Here is a 17,559-nt window from a genome sequence, read left to right as displayed (position 1 = left end):
GGGGTGCCGCGATGTCGTACTCTCCCCTCCCGCACCTGCGCCGCGCCCTGGTGGCACTCCTTCTCACCGCGCTCGCCCTGGCCGCCGCCGGCTGCGGCCGGGAGGGCAGCCCGCCGGTCAAGGGCCCCAAGAGCAGCGAACTGCCCACGTATCCCGTCGCCAGGAACTTCACCCTGCCCGCCTCGCCCACCTGGGAACGCGCCAGACGCCGCGGGCATCTCATCGTCGGCGTCAAGGAGGACCAGCCCTACCTCGGCGAGAAGGACCCGGCCTCCGGGCGCTACACCGGCTTCGACATCGAGATCGCCAAGATGATGTCCGCCGCCCTCGGCTTTCCTCCCGCCACCCTCCACTTCACCACGATCTCCTCCGCCAACCGCGAGACCGCCCTGCAAAACGGCCAGATCGATTACTACGTCGGCACCTACACCATCAACGGCAAACGCAAAAAGCTGGTGGGCTTCGCCGGGCCCTACTACCTGGCCGGCCAGTCGCTGCTGGTCCGCAGCCATGAGAAGGACATCCACGGGCCCGGGGACCTGGCCGGCAAACGCGTCTCCTCGGCAGCCGGCTCCACCCCCGCCCAGCGCATCCAGGCCCAGTACCCCAGGACCCAACTGGTCACCTACGACACCTATTCGGCCTGTGTCGACAATCTGCTGACCTATCAGGTGGACGCGGTGACGACGGACGATGCGATCCTGCTCGGCTACGCCGCCAAGGTGCCCGACGAGCTGAAGGTCGTCGGCAAACCGTTCTCCCGGGAGCCGTACGGAATCGGCGTACCGCGCGCCGACAACGCCCTGCGCCTCGCGCTCGACGACGCGCTCGCCGCCGACGAGAAGAACGGCAGCTGGAAGAAGGCGTACGACGTCACCCTCGGCCTGTCCGGAGTGCCCGCGCCCCAGCCGCCCCCGATCGACCGCTACCCGGCGAGCTAGGACCAGCCCATGAACGTTCTCCTCGACAACCTCTCCCTCTACGGAGAGGGCTTGCTGGGCACCGTCGAACTCACCGTCTACGCCTCGCTGCTCGCCCTCGCGCTCGGCTTCCTGATGGCCGCCTTCCGCGTCGCGCCCGTCGGCTCGCTGCGGGGCTTCGGCACGGCCTGGGTGACGGTGCTGCGCAACACCCCGCTGACCCTGCTGTTCTTCGCCGTCGTCCTGGGCCTGCCGCGCTTCGGAGTCGTCCTGCCCTTCCAGCTGTTCGCCGTCCTCGCGCTGGGCTGCTACACCTCCGCCTTCATCTGCGAGGCGCTGCGCTCGGGCATCAACACCGTGCCCGTCGGGCAGGGCGAGGCCGCCCGCAGCCTGGGCATGACCTTCCCCCAGACCCTCGGTGAGATCGTCCTGCCCCAGGCATTCCGCTCGGTCATCCCGACCATCGGCTCCACCCTCATCGCGCTCGCCAAGAATTCCGCGATCGCCGGCGCCTTCAGCGTCACCGAACTCCTCGGCGTCTACAAACCCCTCAACGAGCTGGGCTACAGCATCGTGTGGACCTTCGTCTGGATCGCCGTCGGCTATCTGATCGTCACCCTGACCATCAGCGCGCTCTTCACCCTGCTGGAGAAGCGCTTCGGAGTCGCCCGATGACCACCACCGCCCTCTACGACATCCCCGGCCCCCGCACCCGGGCCCGCCACCGCCTCTACGGCCTGATCGGTGCCGTGGCGATCTGCGCCGTGATCGCCTGGGTCGTCTCCCTCCTGTTCGCCACCGGCCAGTTCACCGCCGCCAAATGGGCGCCCTTCACCTACAAGGGCATTCAGGAACTGCTGCTCAGGGGCCTGGGCAACACCCTGCGGGCCTTCGGCTTCGCCGCGGTGCTGTCGCTGGCGCTCGGCGGGGTGCTGGCGGTCGGCAGGCTCTCGGTGCACCGGCCGGTCCGCTGGGTGAGCACGCTGGTGGTGGAGTTCTTCCGGGCGATGCCCGTCCTCGTCATGATCTTCTTCATCTATGTGGCGCTGAAGGTCGCCCCGCTGCCCGCCCTCGTCGCCGGTCTGACCCTCTACAACGGTTCGGTGCTCGCCGAGGTCTTCCGCAGCGGCATCAACTCCGTCGAGCGCGGACAGGGGGAGGCCGCCTATGCGCTCGGCATGCTGAAAACGCAGGTCATGACGCATGTTCTGGTACCGCAGGCGGTTCGGGCGATGCTCCCCGCGGTCATCAGCCAGCTGGTCGTCGCCCTGAAGGACACCTCGCTCGGCTTCCTGATCACCTACGAGGAGTTCCTCCACGCCGGCAAGCTCATCGCCTCCAACCTCGACTACGACCTGCCGTTCATCCCCGTCGTCATGATCATCTCGCCGATCTACATCGGGCTGTGCATGCTGCTGTCCTGGCTGGCCAACTGGGTCGCCAAGCGCCAGCGCCGCAACCCGAAGGTCGAAACGGCCGAGGTCGCCCCGCCCGAGCCGGGGACCCTGCTGCCGGGGATGCAGCAGGCGCCGCACGGATGAGGGACGCTGCGGCGCAGGCGGCGGGGGCCGGGGCGGTCGAGCGTCCCGGGGCCGTCGGGGCGCTGCTCAGCGCATCCGGCGGGCGAGCCAGGGCGTGAGCGCGCCGGGGAAGACCAGCTCCTTGTACGTCTCGTCGCCGGGCAGCGACACCACCAGCCAGCTGCGCGGCGGGAACACCCGGTGCCTGACCTGCACGAGCCCGCCGTACACCGACCGCAGAAAAGCCGGGACCGCGTCCCGGGGGACGTCCGCGAACTCCACCCCCTCGACGGTGATCTTCGCATCTTCCTCCGGGAAGAGCTGCACGGTGACGGCGGGCGACCCGCCCAGCTCCACGAACGCCTCATGCGGCAGCGAGCCGTCCGCATCCAGGACGGTGAAGAGCCCCGCCGAGGTACGGCGCGAGGTCTGGTCCGCGCCGATGTCGTCGGCGACGGTCAGCTCCAGCCCGTACTCCTGCGCAATCCCGCGGATCGCGGTGACGGCGGCCTCGGTGGTCGCGCGGTGGGGCTGGCGCTGCGGCTGTGACCTGTGGTTTCGCATACCCCGATCATGCCGGACCGACCACCCCCGCCCCCTGCGGCCGTGTGCCCTCAGTCCCGTACCGGCACCGACACATACGACGGATCGCCGGCCGGTGAGGAGAACGTCAGCTGGGCGCCGTGCGGATTGTGCGCGATGTAGAGCGGGTCGACGCTGTCCACGACGACCGCGAGCCGGTGGCCGGCCGGGACGTCGTACGCCGTCGAGAAGAGGTCCAGATCCACACCGAACGGCTTGCCCGGGGTCTTGCCGTAGAAGGTGAACGGCGCGTGGGTGACCAGTTTGCCCAGGCCCAGCGGGCCGACATCGTAGAGATAGGCGATGGCGGTGCCGCGTTCGGCGGTGCTGGTCATGGTGGTGTGCAGGCGGGTCGTCCCGCGCACCCGCTGGCCGGTCTCATAGCGTTCGGACTGCCAGACTGCGGCCAGCGAGCGCGGCAGCAGCGGCATGGAGGCCATCGGCGGCAGCCGGAAGAACTGGTCCAGCATGCTGGAGAGGAAGATCAGCCCGCCGTCGGCGCCGGAGTCGAGATGGGTGTGGATCTGCTGACTGCCGTCCAGCGCGATCCTGCGGTGCGCGGACGGGACGTCCTTCCAGCTCTTGTAGCCCTCGTAGGCGCCGGTGGAACGGGACTTGAGCAGAACGGGCGACTCGCGGTTGATGCCGTTGTCGGTGCCCTTGAGGTAGTGGTCGAACCACCGCTTGGTGTCCGTCCAGGTGTCATTGGGCAGCCCGAACAGCCCGAGCCCCTCGGCCGTCGCATGGTCGCCGGGCCGGAATTCCAGCCGCTTCGGCCCCTTCAGCTTCTCGTAGAAGGCGGCGTACTGATTGGGCGGGAAGAGCGAATCGCCCCAGGCGTTCCCGAGCATGATCGCCGCACCGTTGGCATTGATTTTGTCGAGATAGGTGGCGGGGGAGCGCTTCTTCCCCCACGCGATCATGTCCTTTTCCCTGGCGAGGTTGGAGGTGAGGAAGTCCTTGAGGATCCTGCGGAGTTCGGGGCTGGGGCGCCCGGTCAGTTCGCCCGCTCCGCCGAGCATCGCCGCGGCCTGGAGATGCTGGGTGCGGCCGCTGTAGATGGAACCGATCAGATCGGCCCAGCCGCTGAGCGCGGCAACCGCCTTGATCCGCTTGTCGAATGCCGACGCCAGCAGGCTGATTCCGGCCCCGTACGAGACCCCGCCCATGCCGACCTTGTGCGGATCGGCGGGCGTATGGGCCAGCGCCCAGTCGATGACCTTCGAGGCATCGGCGACATCCTGCGGACCGGCCGTCTCGATTTCGCCGCCCGACTGCCAGAAACCGCGCGAGTTGTAGCCGACGACCACATAGCCCGCCTCCGCCAGCTTCTTGGCCTGCACCATGTATTCGATCTGCGGCATGGCCCAGCTGGTGGGCAGCACGATCAGCGGATAGCGCCGGGACCCTTGGGCGCCCGCGGGGGTGAAGACATTCGCCTTGAGGGTGATGCCGCCGTCGCCCTTGATGTCGACGAACTTCACCGAGGGCGCGCCGGATACGGCGGCCGGATGCTCCGGCGCCGCCTGGGCGGTGGCCGGCGCAACGGTGAGGATGGTGCCGGCGACCATGGCCGCGGAGACGGTGCCGATCGCGGCGCGCAGGGTCGTACGGGACGTCGTACGGAAGGGCGTCATCTTCTCTGCTCCAGATCTCGATGCGAGCCGCGCGCACGCTGTCCGGGGACAGGTGGGGCGTACGGGGCCCGAGTTGACTGGAGAGTAAGGTCCACCCCTTACCTCTGGTAACCCATCGGTAGGTTACGGCTGGGTAACGTCGCGGTGCGGGGGCATGGTTGTCGGGGGCGGGCGGGTCGTCATGCCGGTTTGACGTCAAGCCTGCATGACGAAATCCTGACCCCATGCTGACTCCCGAGAGCCTCGACGGGCATTTCACCCTCGTGACCGCCGCCGCCCGCTATGACGCGCTCCGGCTACGCGACTCGCTCGCCGGGAAACCGGACGGCCAACCACTGTCCAGGGACGAGGCGTTGGAAATGCTGGCGCTCGGTGAAGTGATCGCACGCAAGGCGGCATACGGGCGCCAGCCGTCGGTGCGCTCCGCACGGGCCCTGGGTGCCTCGTGGTCGCAGATCGGCGCCGCCCAGGGGATCAGCAAACAGGCCGCCTGGGAGGCGCACGGCCGCTGGCTGGAGGGGAGCGCGGACGGCTCCGGGGCCGGCGAGGGGCGCGAACGGAGCGCGTGAGGCGAGCCTGGGGCGGGGTGCGTTCGGCGAGCCTGGGGCCGAGCGAGTAAGCCGAGCCGTCCTCGTCGGCTCCCTCCGGCTCACGGGCTTCCCTCCTCGGTCACTCACGGGCCCAGGGCTCCGGACGTCCCGACGCAGGCACTTCCTCGCCCGGCGGTACCGGGCCCGGCGGGGTCCCGTCGCCGAACGGGCGCCCGCCCAACTGCTCCCGGTGATGCGGCGCCAGCCAGCCGCCGAGGTCCGGGCCGAGCGGGACGATCCCGGTCGGATTGATGCCGGAGTGCACCCGGTAGTAGTGCTGCTTGATGTGGTGGAAGTCGACGGTGTCGCCGAAGCCGGGCGTCTGGTAGAGGTCCCTGGCGTACGACCACAGCACCGGGGACTCGGCCAGCTTGAAGCGGTTGCACTTGAAGTGGCCGTGGTAGGCGGCGTCGAAGCGGACCAGCGTCGTGAACAGCCGGATATCGGCCTCGGTGAGGCTGTCGCCCACCAGATAGCGACGCTCGGCCAGCCGCTCGGACAGCAGATCCAGACGCCGGAACACATCGCGGCAAGCCGCGTCGTACTCCTCCTGACCGGCGGCGAAACCGGCCCGGTACACCCCGTTGTTGACGTCGCGATAGACGCCCGTCATGACCTCGTCGATCTCCGCACGCAACGGCTCGGGGTAGAGATCCGGCGCACCGGGGCGGTGCAGCGCGGTCCATTCGGTCGCCAGGTCCAGGGTGATCTGCTGGTAGTCATTGGTGACCAGTTGCCCGCTGGGGACGTCCACGACGGCCGGCACGCTGACCCCGCCGGGGTGGTCCTGCTCGCGGGCGTCGTACGCCTCGCCGAGATACCGGATGCCCAGAACGGGGTCGCGTCCGCCCGGGTCCAGGGTGAAGCGCCAGCTGCGGTCGTCCTGGATCGGGTCCGCGATGGCGAGGGAGAGGGCATCCTCCAGCCCGAGCAGCCGCCGCGAGACAACGGCCCGGCTCGCCCAAGGGCAGGCGCGACTGACGACGAGCCGATAGCGCCCCGACTCCACGGGCCAGCCGTACCGGCCATCGGCGGTAATCCGGTCGGCGAAGTGGCTCTTGGAGCGCTTGAACGGCTTTCTTCCCAAGAGGGCGTTGGGGTCGTCCGGGGCTGGGGTGGGCTGCTGGGGCATGGGGGCTCCTTGAGGTAAGCGGCAACGAGGCGGCGAGATATGTCCAGGAATAGCGTTATCTGGCCCTGGATTTGATGGTGAACGCCTCCCTCGATAATAAGAACACCGAAGAGAACCGGTTGATTGCAGTGCGTTACCGTCCGAGTGTCGCGCCGCAGTCGCGGCCGGTGCAGTGGAGCGGAGAACTCCCCGTCGACCTCGAAGCGATCGACGCCGTACCGGGCCGGGACCGCGAGTACGTGGCCCTCGCCGGCCGGGGAACGGCGTACTGCATTCACGTGGAAAAGGGCACCGCACACGTTCTGAGCACCTTTCAGTTGCCCGGGATTTCCGCGGACGGCAACTACGAGGGATTCGCGCTGACCGCCACAAAGGACGGGACCGTCGCCGTCTGGGCGGACCGCGGCGAGGACGACCGGCCGGCGAAACTGACCGCCGCGCAATGGGACCCGGCCACGAACGCCTTCGGTCATCGCGATTCCGCGGAATTCAGTGCGCCGTATCCGGAAAACGACGTCCGTCACGTCTCGGACGTGAAGGTCTCCGCCTCCGGCGCGCTGACCGTGTCGTCCGCCTCGGACCCGGGCGACGACGGCCCGTTCGGCTCCGCCCTCTACGACATCGGCCAGATCTCCGTCGGCAAGGACGGCGACGCCAAGGTGTCCCTGGCCGACCAGCCGCACCGGCTCGGTACCTTCTCCGGGCACAAGGTCGAGGCGGTCGTCTGCCTGCCGGGCTCGAAGGAGGGCATCTTGGGCACGGACGACGAGAAGGATGGCGGGTCGATCGCGGCCGTCGAACTCTGTCGTCCGAACTCTGTCGTCCGTGAGCGGCCGACGGGCGGCCAATCAGCTGCCGATGAACGGTCGTTGTGAGCCGCCGGTCAGCGCTTGCTGAGCCTGCGTGACCGAGGGGCAGCCGTCCCTGCCTCGCGGTGACAGCACGACGGCGCCACGACTCGCCTACGGCATCAGCCCAGACGCGTCAGATCGGGCCGCAGCCGGTGCCAGATCGGATGTCGTAGCCGGCCCGCCGACGTCCAGCCGGTGAAGGTGATCTCGGCGATGAGCCGGGGTTCGACCCAGTGGGCGCCGGTGACGTCCACCGGGTTGAGGAAAGGGGAGTGGCCCAGCGGGATCACCCCCAGATAGTGCGCGAGATCCCGCCGTTCCCGGTCGGACAGGCCCGAGCCCACGGAGCCGACGTACCGCAGCCCGTTCGCTTCCCCGATGCCCGCCAGAATGGCGCCGGGGAGCCCGGCGAGCCCGCCGCGTCCCTCGGTCCAGCCGCCGATGAGCACATCGAGTGTCACCAGATGCTTGGTCTTGCGCCACTCGGGTGACCGTACGCCCGGCGTATACGGCGAGTGCAGTTTCTTGGCCACCACCCCCTCGATACCGCCCCGCAGCGACGCCTCCCACGCCTGCTGCCCCTGGCCCTCCACATGGGCGGGTACCGACCAGTTGGGGCCGCGCAGCTGCAACTGGGCCAGCATCCCGCGGCGCTCGTAGTACGGTGCGCCGAGCAGCGACTGCCCCAGATGCATCACGTCGAACAGGACGAGGTGCACCGGAATCTCCATGGCCAGCCGTGCCGTGCGGCGCGGATTGACCACCCCCATCCGCCGCTGGAGCAGCCCGAAGTCCGGCCGCCCCCGCGCGTCCAGCACCACGACCTCGCCGTCCAGTACCGCGGGCCGGCCGCGCAGCTGCTCACCGAGCCCGGCCAGTTCGGGATAGGTCGTGGTCGCGTCGTTGCCCGCCCGGGTGACCAGCCGGAGCGTCCCGTCCCCCGGCGTGCTGATGATGCAGCGCGCCCCGTCCCATTTGGCCTCGAACGCCCAGGCCGCCTGCTCGTACTCGGCGGGCAGCGGGCCGACGGTGGCCAGCATCGGCCGGATCTCGGGGTACGGGAGGAACCCGGAGGCGGCGGTCTGGGCCATATGCGGGGCCATATGTCGATGATCGGGGGATACGGGGCCGGTGGCCAGGCGGGCGGGCGGGCGTGGGGGGAGCGGGGCCTGGGGGACCCGTGGGGGCCGTGAGAAACCCGTAAGGGTCAGTCGAACGGATCCCCTAGGGGACGGGAAGGCCCCCTGCGGGCCAAGAACGGGGCGGGGCGGGACGTTATTCCCCGCCCGGGGCCCCGGCGTTCTCCCCCTCCGGGGACACATGCGGCAAGGCGCGGTCCAGCCAGCGGGGTGTCCACCAGGCCGCGCGGCCCAGGAGGGTCATCAGGGCCGGGACCAGGAGCAGGCGTACGACCGTGGCGTCGATCAGGACGCTCACCGCCAGGCCCAGGCCGAGCATCTTGACCACGATGGTGTCGCTGACGATGAAGGCGGCGAAGACGCTCACCATGATCAGTGCGGCGCAGGTGATGACCCGGGCCGTGATCTCCAGGGCGTGCGCCACGCTCCCCGTGGGATCGCCGGTGCGCAGCCAGGCCTCATGGACGCGGGAGAGAAGAAAGATCTCGTAGTCCATGCTCAGACCGAAGACGATCGCGAACATCATCATCGGCACATAGCTCTCGATCGGCACCGTCCCGTGGACGCCGAGGGCGGGACCGCCCCAGCCCCACTGGAAGACGGCCACGACCACGCCGTACGACGCGGCGATCGACAGGACGTTGAGCACCGCGGCCTTGACGGCGACGAGCACGCCCCGGAAGACGATCAGGATGATGAGGAACGCCAGGCCGACGACCACGGCGATGATCAGCGGGAGGTGCTCGGCCACGATGTCGAGGAAGTCCACCTGGGCGGCCGTGGTGCCCGTGACGTAGCCCGTGCCGCGGTGCCCCGTACGGCCCGGGGCAGGACGTCATCGGTGAGGTGGTTGACGAGGCGGGTGGTGGCCGCGTCCTGCGGGGCGCGGTCGGAGTACGCGGTCGCGATCAGGACGTCGCCGTCCGGCCGACAGCGGGGTGATCAGCGCCGCGTCCGGTACGTCGGTGAGCGCCTTTCCGGCCTGCGCCGCAAGCGCCGGACGGTCCGCCTGCGGGACCCGGCTCTCGTCGATGACCAGTGTCAACGGCCCGTTGGAGCCGGGGCCGAACGCCGCGGAGAGCAGATCGAAGGCCCGCCGGTCGGTGAACGACGTCGGATCGGCGCCGTCGTCGATATGGCCCAGCTGGATCGAGAACAGCGGGACGGCCAGGACCGCGACGACGGCCACCCCGCCCGCCAGGAACCGCCACGGCCGCCGCGCCACCCGCCCCGCGTAGCGGTGCCAGGTGCCTTGGGCCTCCTCGCCCGGCGGGCTGCCGGTCTCGGCGACGGGTCTGCGGACGTGCAGCCGGTCGATACGGCGGCCGATCAGCCCGAGCAGGGCGGGGACGAGGGTGAGCGCGCCGAGCACGGCCGTGACGACGGTGATCGCGGCCGCCGCGCCGAGCTTGCCGATGAAGCCGACACCGGAGACCGCCAGCCCGGTCAGCGCGATGACGACGGTGCAGCCGGAGACGAGCACGGCCCGGCCGCTGGTGGCATTGGCCCGGCCCGCGGAGGTCGGCGGATCGATGCCGTCCATGAGGTTCTGCCGGTGCCGGGTGAGCAGGAACAGCGCATAGTCGATGCCCACCCCGAGGCCGATCATGGTGGCCAGGGTGGGGGAGACGGTGGCGAAGGTGAAGGCCGCGGCGATCAGCCCCAGAAGGCCCAGGCCGCAGATGACGCCGATCAGTGCGGTCAGCAGCGGCACGCCGGCCGCGAGCACACTGCCGAAGCCGGCCAGCAGCACCAGGATCGCCACCCCGAAGCCGATCGCCTCGCTGACCCGGTCGTCGGGCCGCGGCCGGGCCCGCTCGCCCAGCGGCCCGCCGTACTCGACCTGTACGCCCGCCGAGCGCAGCGGTCGTACGGCGCGGTCGACGCCGTTCAGGTAGTCGGGGTGCAGGGTCGAGGGGGGCACGCTGAAGCGCACGGTGAGGTAGGCGGTGCGGCCGTCGGTGGACACCGGACCGACGTTCGGCGTCCCCGGGGGCGGCTTCGGTGGTGGCGTGGGTTGCTGGTGGGTACCCGGCTGCTGTTGTGGCGGCGAGAGCGGGTTCTGTACCGCCAGCACGTCCGGGAGTTTGCCCAGGGCGGTGACGGTGTCGCCGATCTGGCCGCTGAAGTGCGTCAAAGGCCGGGCGTCGTGCAGCACGACCTGACTGCTGTAGCCGCCCGCCGTGGGCTCATGCGCCGTGATGACCTGGCTGCCCTGCTGGGACCGGCTGCCCGGGAGCGTGAAGTTGTCGGAGTAGTCGCCGCCGTACGCGCGCTGGAGGACCTGGATGCCGGCCAGGGCGACCAGCCACGCCACGATGACCAGGACGGCGTGCCGGGCGCACCATTCGCCCAGGGGCCGCAGCACACCCGGGCGGCGGGGACCGGCTGGAGCCTTCGGCGTCGGCATGCGTGCTCCCGACGGTGAGCGGCGCGGCCTTCGGAGGGCGCTCCATGCCGCCCCGGGAAGGGGCGGCATGAACAGAGCGCATCCGACACTCAGCATTCAACGCGGGGTGCGCCGGTGCGGCATGTCCACACGGGGAGACGGGTGATGCCCCCCCCGGGTCCCCGGCCTCCTCCGCCCTCCATGCCATGGCCGTGATCCTTACCATGGTCATGATCATTCAGTGGCGGACACGGACAGGGGTGAGGGCGCATGAGCCGGGCGGTCTTGGTGACGGGGGGTTCGCGGGGGATCGGTCGGGCGGTCGCGGAGCGGTTCGCCGCGGGCGGGGACCGGGTGGCGCTGCACTACGGGTCGCGACGCGAGGCGGCCGAGGCGGCGTTCGCGGGGCTGGCGGGCAGCGGGCATGTCCTGGTGCAGGGGGACGTCGCCACGCCGGACGGTGCGGCCGCGGTCGTCGAGGCGGCGGTGGAGGGGCTCGGCGGCGTCGATGTGCTGGTCAACAATGCCGCGGCGAATACGGCCCACCCGCTGGACCGCACGTCGTTCGAGGAGTGGCAGCACGCCTGGCGGCAGATCGTGGACGTCAATGTGCTGGGCGCGGCGCACCTCAGCTACTGCGCGGCGCGGAACATGATCGAGCGGGAGGTGGCGGGCCGGATCGTCAACGTCGGCTCGCGGGGAGCCTTCCGGGGGGAGCCGGACCATCCGGCGTACGGGGCGTCCAAGGCGGCGCTGCATGCCATGGGGCAGTCGCTGGCGGTGCACCTGGCGCCGTACGGGATCGCCGTCGCCTCGGTGGCGCCCGGATTCGTGGGCACCGAGCGGGTCGCGGAGCGGATCACCGACGAGGTCCGGCAGCAGAGTCCGTTCGGCCGGGTGGCCACCCCGCAGGACGTGGCCGCCGCGGTGCACTATCTCGCCTCGCCCGATGCGGTCTGGTCCTCCGGCGCGGTGCTGGACGTCAACGGGGCCTCGCATCTGAGGTGACCGGGCGCGGCACCGGGGCGATGGGCTCGGCCCGAGCGCAACGGGCGCGGGCCCCGGAAAACGGGCGCGGGCCCCGGGAAAGCTCGGGGCCGCGCGCAGCCCGGCCCCGGAAAAGAGGAGGCCCCGGCCGAACGGGGGATTTCGGCCGGGGCGGGCCCCAGGCCGAACGGGGGGTTCCGGCCGGGGCGGTATGTGGGGGAGGTAATCGGAATTTGGTTTCCGCGGTGCTCCCGTTTGAACGATAAACCATCGAGGGGTGATGCGGTCCGCCCGCCCCGGGTGACAGTCGTCACCCGGGGCGCGTCAGGGGCTCACCGCGAGCACGATGTACGCCGCCAGCAGGGCCAGATGCATCCCGCCCTGAAGCGGAGTGGCGCGGCCGGGGATCACCGTCAGCGTGCCCACCATGACGGTCAGCGCGAGCAGCACCATATGGGTGGCGCCCAGGCCCAGATACAGGGGACCGGGCAGCCAGACCGAGGCGGCCGCGACCGCGGGGATGGTCAGGCCGATGCTCGCCATCGCCGAGCCCAGGCCGAGGTTGAGGCTGGTCTGGACGCGGTCACGCTTCGCGGCCCGTACGGCGGCGATGGTCTCCGGCAGCAGGACCAGCAGGGCGATCACGATGCCGACGACGGAGGACGGCAGACCGGCCGCGGCCACCCCGGACTCGATGGTGGGCGACACCGCCTTGGCCAGCCCGACCACCGCGACCAGTGCCAGCGCCAGCAGCCCGACCGCGGCCAGCGCCCTCCTGCGGGACGGCGGCTCGGCGTGCTCGTCGGCCTCGATCACCTCGTCGGCCGCGGTCACGGGGAGGAAGTAGTCCCGGTGCCGGACCGTCTGCGTGGTGACGAACAGGCCGTAGAGGACGAGGGCGGCGAGCGCCGCGAAGACCAGCTGCGTGGTGGAGAACCGCGGCCCCGGCGTGCTCGTGGTGAAGGTCGGCAGCACCAGGCTGAGGCCGGACAGGGTCGCGACGGCGCCCAGCTCGGCGCCGGTGCCCTCGGCGTTGAAGACGGCCACCTTGTGCCTGAGGGCGCCGACCAGCAACGACAGCCCGACGATGCCGTTGCAGGTGATCATCACGGCCGCGAAGACGGTGTCCCGGGCGAGCGCCGTGCTCTTGTCGCCGCCGTCGGCCATCAGCGTGACGATCAGCGCCACCTCGATGATCGTCACCGCGACCGCCAGGACCAGGGACCCGAACGGCTCGCCCACCCGGTGCGCGATCACCTCGGCGTGGTGCACCGCGGCCAGCACCGACCCCGCCAGAAAGCACGAGACCAGTACGACCAAGGCGACCGGCAGCGACCGCCCCCAGCTCAGCGCCAGCAGCACCACCGCCAGGACCGGCACCGCCCCGGTCCAGTGCAGCAGCAGGGCACGCAGACGGGCGCTCATGCCCATGAGCCTTACAGATCCCGCCCGCGGCCGCCCGCCGGGCGCGCCGCGCCCCTCAGGCCGCCGCCCGGTGCCCCTTCGCAGCCGCGGGCGACAGCGCGGCCTTGGTGACATCGGCGACCAGCTCGACGACATCGGGCCCGTACGCCTGCGAGTTCACCACCTTCAGCAGCAGGCAGAACTGGCCGCCGGAACGGTACTTGCGTGCCAGCGCGCCCCGGTTGCGCACGAGATGCCGTACCGCCGCCCGGTGGGTGACCGGACGCTGCCCGGCCGCCAGGAACACCGGCCGCTCGCCCTCACCGGCCGTCAGCCGCGCCAGCAGGACGTACTCGACGGCCCCCGGCTCCATCCGGTACGCCGTACCGCCGATGGTGAAGGTGCCCCGGCCCGCACCCGATTCGTCGCCCGGGTGCACCGAGACGCCCGGCAGCAGATTGGCCACATGGGCCCCCAGCCGCCGGTGCGCCGTGGGATCGCCGACACAGAACTCGGTGCGGGCGCCGAACCCCTGGAGACCGGTGTCATGCGGAGCGACCTCCGGGTGCGCACCGCAGCTCTCGATCACCCCGGCCAGCCCGAGCAGCGCCAGCGCGTCATGGCGGGGGATGCTCCAGTGGGCCGTGGCGTTGTCCCGGTGCGTGACCAGCACGCACTCCGAGCCGTCCGGCAGCCCGAAGAAGCTCTGTTCGCGGGTCAGCTTCCGGCGGGCCGCCGCCGCTTGCACGGCCCAGCCGGCCGCCAGGCCCACGAGGAGGGCCACGACCGCCGCGGTCAGGAGCATCAGGGTGTCATCCATGGCGGGCGAGCGTAGCGGCTGTCCGGGTATGCGTTCGAGGCCGGGCGGGGGAGTGGGAGGGCTTGCCCGGGTTTGCCCTCTGCTGTGGCCGCCCCTCCGCGAGTAGGCTCCGGGCCCCCGCCGCGCATGTCTTGGAGGTCACCCCGGAATGCCGAACGTCAGACGCCTCACCTCCTGGGGGGCGGCCGCCGCACTGGCCGGCTCCCTGCTGGCGGCCCCGGCCGCCGCCCAGTCCGCCCCGCCCCGCGTCCCCGCACCCCACCAGACCGCCACGCCCGCCAAGACCCCCCTCGCCATCGGCCACGGCGGCGCGGTCGCCAGCGTCGACGCGGACGCCTCCGCCGCCGGTATCGCCGTCCTCAAGAGAGGCGGCAACGCCGTGGACGCCGCGGTGGCCACCGCCGCCGCCCTCGGCGTCACCGAGCCCTACTCCTCGGGCATCGGGGGCGGCGGCTACTTCGTCTACTACAACGCCGGAACGCACACCATACGGACCCTCGACGGCCGCGAGACCGCCCCGCGTTCCGCCGACCAGAACCTCTTCCTGGACCACGGCAAACCCATCCCGTTCAACGACGCGGTCACCAGCGGCCTCAGCGTCGGCACCCCCGGCACGCCCGCCACCTGGGACACCGCCCTGCGCCGGTGGGGCAGCCGCTCGCTCGGCCAGGTGCTCGGCCCCGCCCGGAAACTGGCCCGGGACGGCTTCACCGTCGACGACACCTTCCGGCAGCAGACCGCCGCCAACGAGGCCCGCTTCCGCGACTTCCCCGCCACCGCCCGCCTCTTCCTCCCCGGCGGCAAGCTCCCGGTCGTCGGCTCGACCCTCAAGAACCCCGATCTCGCCCGTACCTACGGCGAGTTGGCCGACAAGGGTGTTGCTTCGCTCTACACCGGCGACGTGGGCCGCGACATCGTACGGACCGTGCGCAAGCCCCCCGTACGCTCCGGATCGAGCCGTCACGTACGCCCCGGCGACCTGACCGCCGCCGACCTGAGCGGCTACCGGGCCCTCGGCCAGGCCCCCACCCACACCCGCTACCGCGGCCTCGACGTCTACGGCATGGCTCCGTCCTCCTCCGGCGGCACCAGCGTCGCCGAAGCGCTCAACATCCTGGAGAAGAGCGACGTTTCCCGCCTGACCGAAAAGCAGTATCTGCACCGCTACATCGAGGCCAGCCGGATCGCCTTCGCCGACCGCGGCCGCTGGGTCGGCGACCCCGCCTACGAGCACGTCCCCACCCGGGGCCTGACCTCGCAGCGCTTCGCCGACTCCCGCGCCTGCCTCATCCGCGACGACAAGGCCCTGACCAGCCCGCTCGCCCCCGGCGACCCGCGCCGTCCCGAGCCCTGCCGCAGCGCGGACAAGGCCGCCCCCACCACCTACGAGGGCGAGAACACCACCCATCTCACCGTCGCCGACAAATGGGGCAACATCGTTGCCTACACCCTCACCATCGAGCAGACCGGCGGCAGCGGCATCGTCGTCCCCGGCCGCGGCTTCCTGCTCAACAACGAGCTGACGGACTTCTCCTTCGCGCCGGCCGACCCGGCCGTACACGATCCGAACCTGCCGGGCCCGGGCAAGCGCCCGCGCTCGTCCATCTCCCCGACCGTCGTCCTGCGCCACGGCAAGCCGGTCGTCGCCCTCGGCTCACCCGGCGGCGCCACCATCATCACCACCGTCCTCCAGACCCTCGTCAACTTCCTCGACCGCGGCATGCCCCTGGTGGACTCCATCGCCGCCCCGCGCGCCAGCCAGCGCAACGCGACGGCCACCGAACTCGAACCGGCCCTGTGGAACAGCCCGCTCCGCCGCCAACTGGAGGCAGTCGGCCACACCTTCAAACAGAACCCGGAGATCGGCGCGGCGACCGGCATCCAGCCGCTGCCGGGCGGACGCTGGCTGGCGGCGGCCGAAAAGGTACGCCGCGGCGGCGGCTCGGCCATGGTCGTCCGGCCCTAGGACATGTCCGAACGCACCCGGCGCCGGAGCCCGCTGTGCCGTCCGTGTTACGTCCATGTGGCCCACCGCGCGGCGTCGTTGCTGGCCACGGCGGTGCCCACTAACCTCCTGGGACCGTTCGCCGAGAACGGTCCCAGGGAGGGCGCGCACCGTGAGCGTTGACGAGAGCCGTGACAGCGGAACCGGGCCCGGCCGCGCCGCATCGCCGGACGGAGCACCCGAAGGGCTCGCCGACCAGGCGCGGGCGCTGGCCGAGGGGCGGGTGACCTCCACCGCGCTGGTCCGCCGCTCCCTGGAACGGATCGAGGCCACCCAGCCCACCGTCAACGCCTTCCGGCGGGTACGGGCCGAGGCGGCGCTGGCCGAGGCCGCGGCCGCCGACCGGCGGCTGGCCGCCGGCGAACGGCTGCCGCTCCTGGGCGTGCCCGTCGCGGTCAAGGACGACACCGACGTGGCGGGCGAGCCCACCGCGTTCGGCTGTGCCGGCCAGTTCCCGCCCAAGGAGCACGACGCCGAGGTGGTCCGGCGGCTGCGCGCGGCCGGCGCCGTCATCGTCGGCAAGACCAACGCCTGCGAACTGGGCCAGTGGCCGTTCACCGAGGGCCCCGCCTTCGGCGACACCCGCAACCCCTGGAACCTCGACCACACCCCCGGCGGCTCCTCCGGCGGCTCGGCCGCCGCGGTGGCTGCCGGTCTGGTCCCCGCGGCGCTGGGCACCGACGGCGCCGGCTCGGTCCGTATCCCCGCCGCCTGGTCCCATCTCATCGGCATCAAACCCCAGCGCGGCCGCATCTCCACCTGGCCGGACGCCGAGGCGTTCCAGGGCATCACCGGCATCGGCCCGCTCGCCCGCACCGTCGAGGACGCCGCGCTCCTGCTGGACGTCGCCAGCGGCAACCACGCCGGTGATCTGCACCGCCCGCCCGCCATCGCCGCCCGCGAGGCCGCCGGCCGCGACCCCGGCCGGCTGCGCATCGCCCTGTCCTGGAAACCGGCGCTCACCTTCACCCGCAAACAGCTGCACCCCGAAGTGCGCGCCGCGGTCACCGAGATGGCCCGTACGCTGGCCCGCCTCGGCCATTTCGTCGAGGAGGCCGAACCCGACTACGGCCTGGTCGGCCTCTCCTTCGTCCCCCGCGCCACCGCCGGCGTCGGCGAATGGGCCGCCCGCGTCCCCGACCCCCGCCTGCTCGACCCCCGCACCCGCGAATCCGTCCGGATGGGCCGCCTCCTGGGCGGCCCCGTCCTGCGCCACGCCCGCGCCGTCGAACGACGCCAACAACGCCGTATCGGCGCCCTCTTCGGCCCCTACGACGTCTTGCTGACCCCCACCACGGCCACCCCGCCGCCCCGCATCGGTACCCTCGCCAAACTCAGCGGCTGGCGCACCGATCAAGCCATGATCGCCGCCTGCCCCTACGCCTGGCCCTGGAACGTCCTGGGCTGGCCCGGCGTCAGCGTCCCGGCCGGCTTCAGCACCGACGGCCTCCCCCTGGGCGCCCAGCTGCTGGGCCCCGCCCACGGCGAACCCCGGCTGATCTCGCTGGCCGCGCAGCTCCAGGACGATCTGCGCTGGCAGGAGCGCCGGCCGGCCGCCGTGGCGTGACGGCCGTCCGGGCGCC

Annotated in this window: 14 protein-coding genes and 1 pseudogene; 8 read left to right on the top strand and 7 right to left on the bottom strand. The window is 71.6% G+C overall.

The features are described from left to right. Positions 1-11: 11 nt before the first annotated feature. From SNA_RS27485 to SNA_RS27475, 3 genes are read left to right on the top strand one after another with little or no spacing between them, the layout of a single operon-like run. Complete coding sequence (locus tag SNA_RS27485; RefSeq protein WP_044367130.1) at positions 12-941, top strand: glutamate ABC transporter substrate-binding protein; 930 nt, start codon at positions 12-14, stop codon at positions 939-941. Between the two features lie 9 nt (positions 942-950). Beyond that, on the top strand, positions 951-1,595 hold the full coding sequence (locus SNA_RS27480; RefSeq protein ID WP_030069611.1) for an amino acid ABC transporter permease: 645 nt from the start codon (positions 951-953) through the stop codon (positions 1,593-1,595). Then, entirely contained in the window at positions 1,592-2,461 is an 870-nt protein-coding gene (locus tag SNA_RS27475; protein ID WP_030069609.1) for an amino acid ABC transporter permease, read from the top strand. The genes SNA_RS27480 and SNA_RS27475 overlap by 4 nt, the downstream gene beginning before the upstream one ends. 66 nt (positions 2,462-2,527) lie before the next feature. Here the strand turns inward: SNA_RS27475 and SNA_RS27470 are convergent, their stop codons facing one another. Next, entirely contained in the window at positions 2,528-3,004 is a 477-nt protein-coding gene (locus SNA_RS27470) for a hypothetical protein (protein ID WP_030069607.1), read from the bottom strand. A gap of 50 nt (positions 3,005-3,054) precedes the next feature. Further along, positions 3,055-4,659, bottom strand: coding sequence for an alpha/beta fold hydrolase (locus SNA_RS27465; RefSeq protein ID WP_030069605.1), 1,605 nt, complete (start codon positions 4,657-4,659; stop codon positions 3,055-3,057). 224 nt (positions 4,660-4,883) lie between these two features. Between SNA_RS27465 and SNA_RS27460 the strand changes: the two genes are divergently transcribed. After that, a complete protein-coding gene (locus SNA_RS27460; protein WP_044367128.1) occupies positions 4,884-5,228 on the top strand; it encodes a hypothetical protein in 345 nt (114 codons plus the stop codon). 100 nt (positions 5,229-5,328) lie between these two features. Here the strand turns inward: SNA_RS27460 and SNA_RS27455 are convergent, their stop codons facing one another. Continuing rightward, positions 5,329-6,381: a glutathione S-transferase family protein gene (locus SNA_RS27455; protein WP_044367126.1), complete on the bottom strand. Its 1,053-nt coding sequence runs from the start codon at positions 6,379-6,381 to the stop codon at positions 5,329-5,331. A gap of 74 nt (positions 6,382-6,455) precedes the next feature. On the opposite strand from SNA_RS27455, the gene SNA_RS27450 reads away from it, so the two are divergent. Beyond that, positions 6,456-7,256 (top strand): hypothetical protein, encoded by an 801-nt coding sequence (locus tag SNA_RS27450; RefSeq protein WP_052808999.1) that lies wholly within the window; start codon positions 6,456-6,458, stop codon positions 7,254-7,256. A 95-nt stretch (positions 7,257-7,351) separates the two neighbouring features. Here SNA_RS27450 and ligD read toward each other — a convergent pair whose 3' ends face one another. Both ligD and SNA_RS27440 read right to left on the bottom strand, forming a co-directional pair. Continuing rightward, positions 7,352-8,335, bottom strand: coding sequence for a non-homologous end-joining DNA ligase (gene ligD / locus SNA_RS27445; RefSeq protein WP_030069597.1), 984 nt, complete (start codon positions 8,333-8,335; stop codon positions 7,352-7,354). A gap of 172 nt (positions 8,336-8,507) precedes the next feature. Further along, positions 8,508-10,781, bottom strand: a pseudogene (locus SNA_RS27440) (MMPL family transporter). A gap of 249 nt (positions 10,782-11,030) precedes the next feature. Here SNA_RS27440 and SNA_RS27435 point away from each other — a divergent pair. Beyond that, positions 11,031-11,768, top strand: a complete 738-nt coding sequence (locus tag SNA_RS27435) for an SDR family NAD(P)-dependent oxidoreductase (protein WP_030069595.1) — start codon at positions 11,031-11,033, stop codon at positions 11,766-11,768. A gap of 303 nt (positions 11,769-12,071) precedes the next feature. Here the strand turns inward: SNA_RS27435 and SNA_RS27430 are convergent, their stop codons facing one another. Together SNA_RS27430 and SNA_RS27425 are read right to left on the bottom strand one after the other, a co-directional pair. After that, entirely contained in the window at positions 12,072-13,172 is a 1,101-nt protein-coding gene (locus tag SNA_RS27430) for a calcium:cation antiporter (RefSeq protein WP_030069593.1), read from the bottom strand. Positions 13,173-13,227: 55 nt separating this feature from the next. Beyond that, a complete protein-coding gene (locus SNA_RS27425; protein ID WP_030069591.1) occupies positions 13,228-13,971 on the bottom strand; it encodes a hypothetical protein in 744 nt (247 codons plus the stop codon). A gap of 148 nt (positions 13,972-14,119) precedes the next feature. Here SNA_RS27425 and ggt point away from each other — a divergent pair, with 148 nt between their 5' ends. Together ggt and SNA_RS27415 are read left to right on the top strand one after the other, a co-directional pair. Next, positions 14,120-15,937, top strand: a complete 1,818-nt coding sequence (gene ggt / locus SNA_RS27420) for a gamma-glutamyltransferase (protein WP_044367124.1) — start codon at positions 14,120-14,122, stop codon at positions 15,935-15,937. 151 nt (positions 15,938-16,088) lie between these two features. Further along, the gene (locus tag SNA_RS27415) at positions 16,089-17,543 is read left to right on the top strand and encodes an amidase (protein WP_044367122.1); all 1,455 of its coding nucleotides are present in this window, start codon (positions 16,089-16,091) and stop codon (positions 17,541-17,543) included. Positions 17,544-17,559: the final 16 nt, after the last annotated feature.

It is taken from the genome of Streptomyces natalensis ATCC 27448 (assembly GCF_000935125.1).
Classification (GTDB): domain Bacteria; phylum Actinomycetota; class Actinomycetes; order Streptomycetales; family Streptomycetaceae; genus Streptomyces; species Streptomyces natalensis.
This window is presented reverse-complemented; position numbering and strand designations above follow the sequence as displayed.

Bases quoted from the DNA above. Each gene is read 5' to 3' on its own strand.
- ligD (WP_030069597.1), bottom strand. From the start codon at position 8,335: ATGGCCCCGCATATGGCCCAGACCGCCGCCTCCGGGTTCCTCCCGTAC.
- SNA_RS27450 (WP_052808999.1), top strand. From the start codon at position 6,456: ATGGTGAACGCCTCCCTCGATAATAAGAACACCGAAGAGAACCGGTTG.
- ggt (WP_044367124.1), top strand. From the start codon at position 14,120: ATGCCGAACGTCAGACGCCTCACCTCCTGGGGGGCGGCCGCCGCACTG.
- SNA_RS27465 (WP_030069605.1), bottom strand. From the start codon at position 4,659: ATGACGCCCTTCCGTACGACGTCCCGTACGACCCTGCGCGCCGCGATC.
- SNA_RS27475 (WP_030069609.1), top strand. From the start codon at position 1,592: ATGACCACCACCGCCCTCTACGACATCCCCGGCCCCCGCACCCGGGCC.
- SNA_RS27460 (WP_044367128.1), top strand. From the start codon at position 4,884: ATGCTGACTCCCGAGAGCCTCGACGGGCATTTCACCCTCGTGACCGCC.
- SNA_RS27485 (WP_044367130.1), top strand. From the start codon at position 12: ATGTCGTACTCTCCCCTCCCGCACCTGCGCCGCGCCCTGGTGGCACTC.
- SNA_RS27425 (WP_030069591.1), bottom strand. From the start codon at position 13,971: ATGGATGACACCCTGATGCTCCTGACCGCGGCGGTCGTGGCCCTCCTC.
- SNA_RS27435 (WP_030069595.1), top strand. From the start codon at position 11,031: ATGAGCCGGGCGGTCTTGGTGACGGGGGGTTCGCGGGGGATCGGTCGG.
- SNA_RS27455 (WP_044367126.1), bottom strand. From the start codon at position 6,381: ATGCCCCAGCAGCCCACCCCAGCCCCGGACGACCCCAACGCCCTCTTG.
- SNA_RS27470 (WP_030069607.1), bottom strand. From the start codon at position 3,004: ATGCGAAACCACAGGTCACAGCCGCAGCGCCAGCCCCACCGCGCGACC.
- SNA_RS27480 (WP_030069611.1), top strand. From the start codon at position 951: ATGAACGTTCTCCTCGACAACCTCTCCCTCTACGGAGAGGGCTTGCTG.
- SNA_RS27430 (WP_030069593.1), bottom strand. From the start codon at position 13,172: ATGAGCGCCCGTCTGCGTGCCCTGCTGCTGCACTGGACCGGGGCGGTG.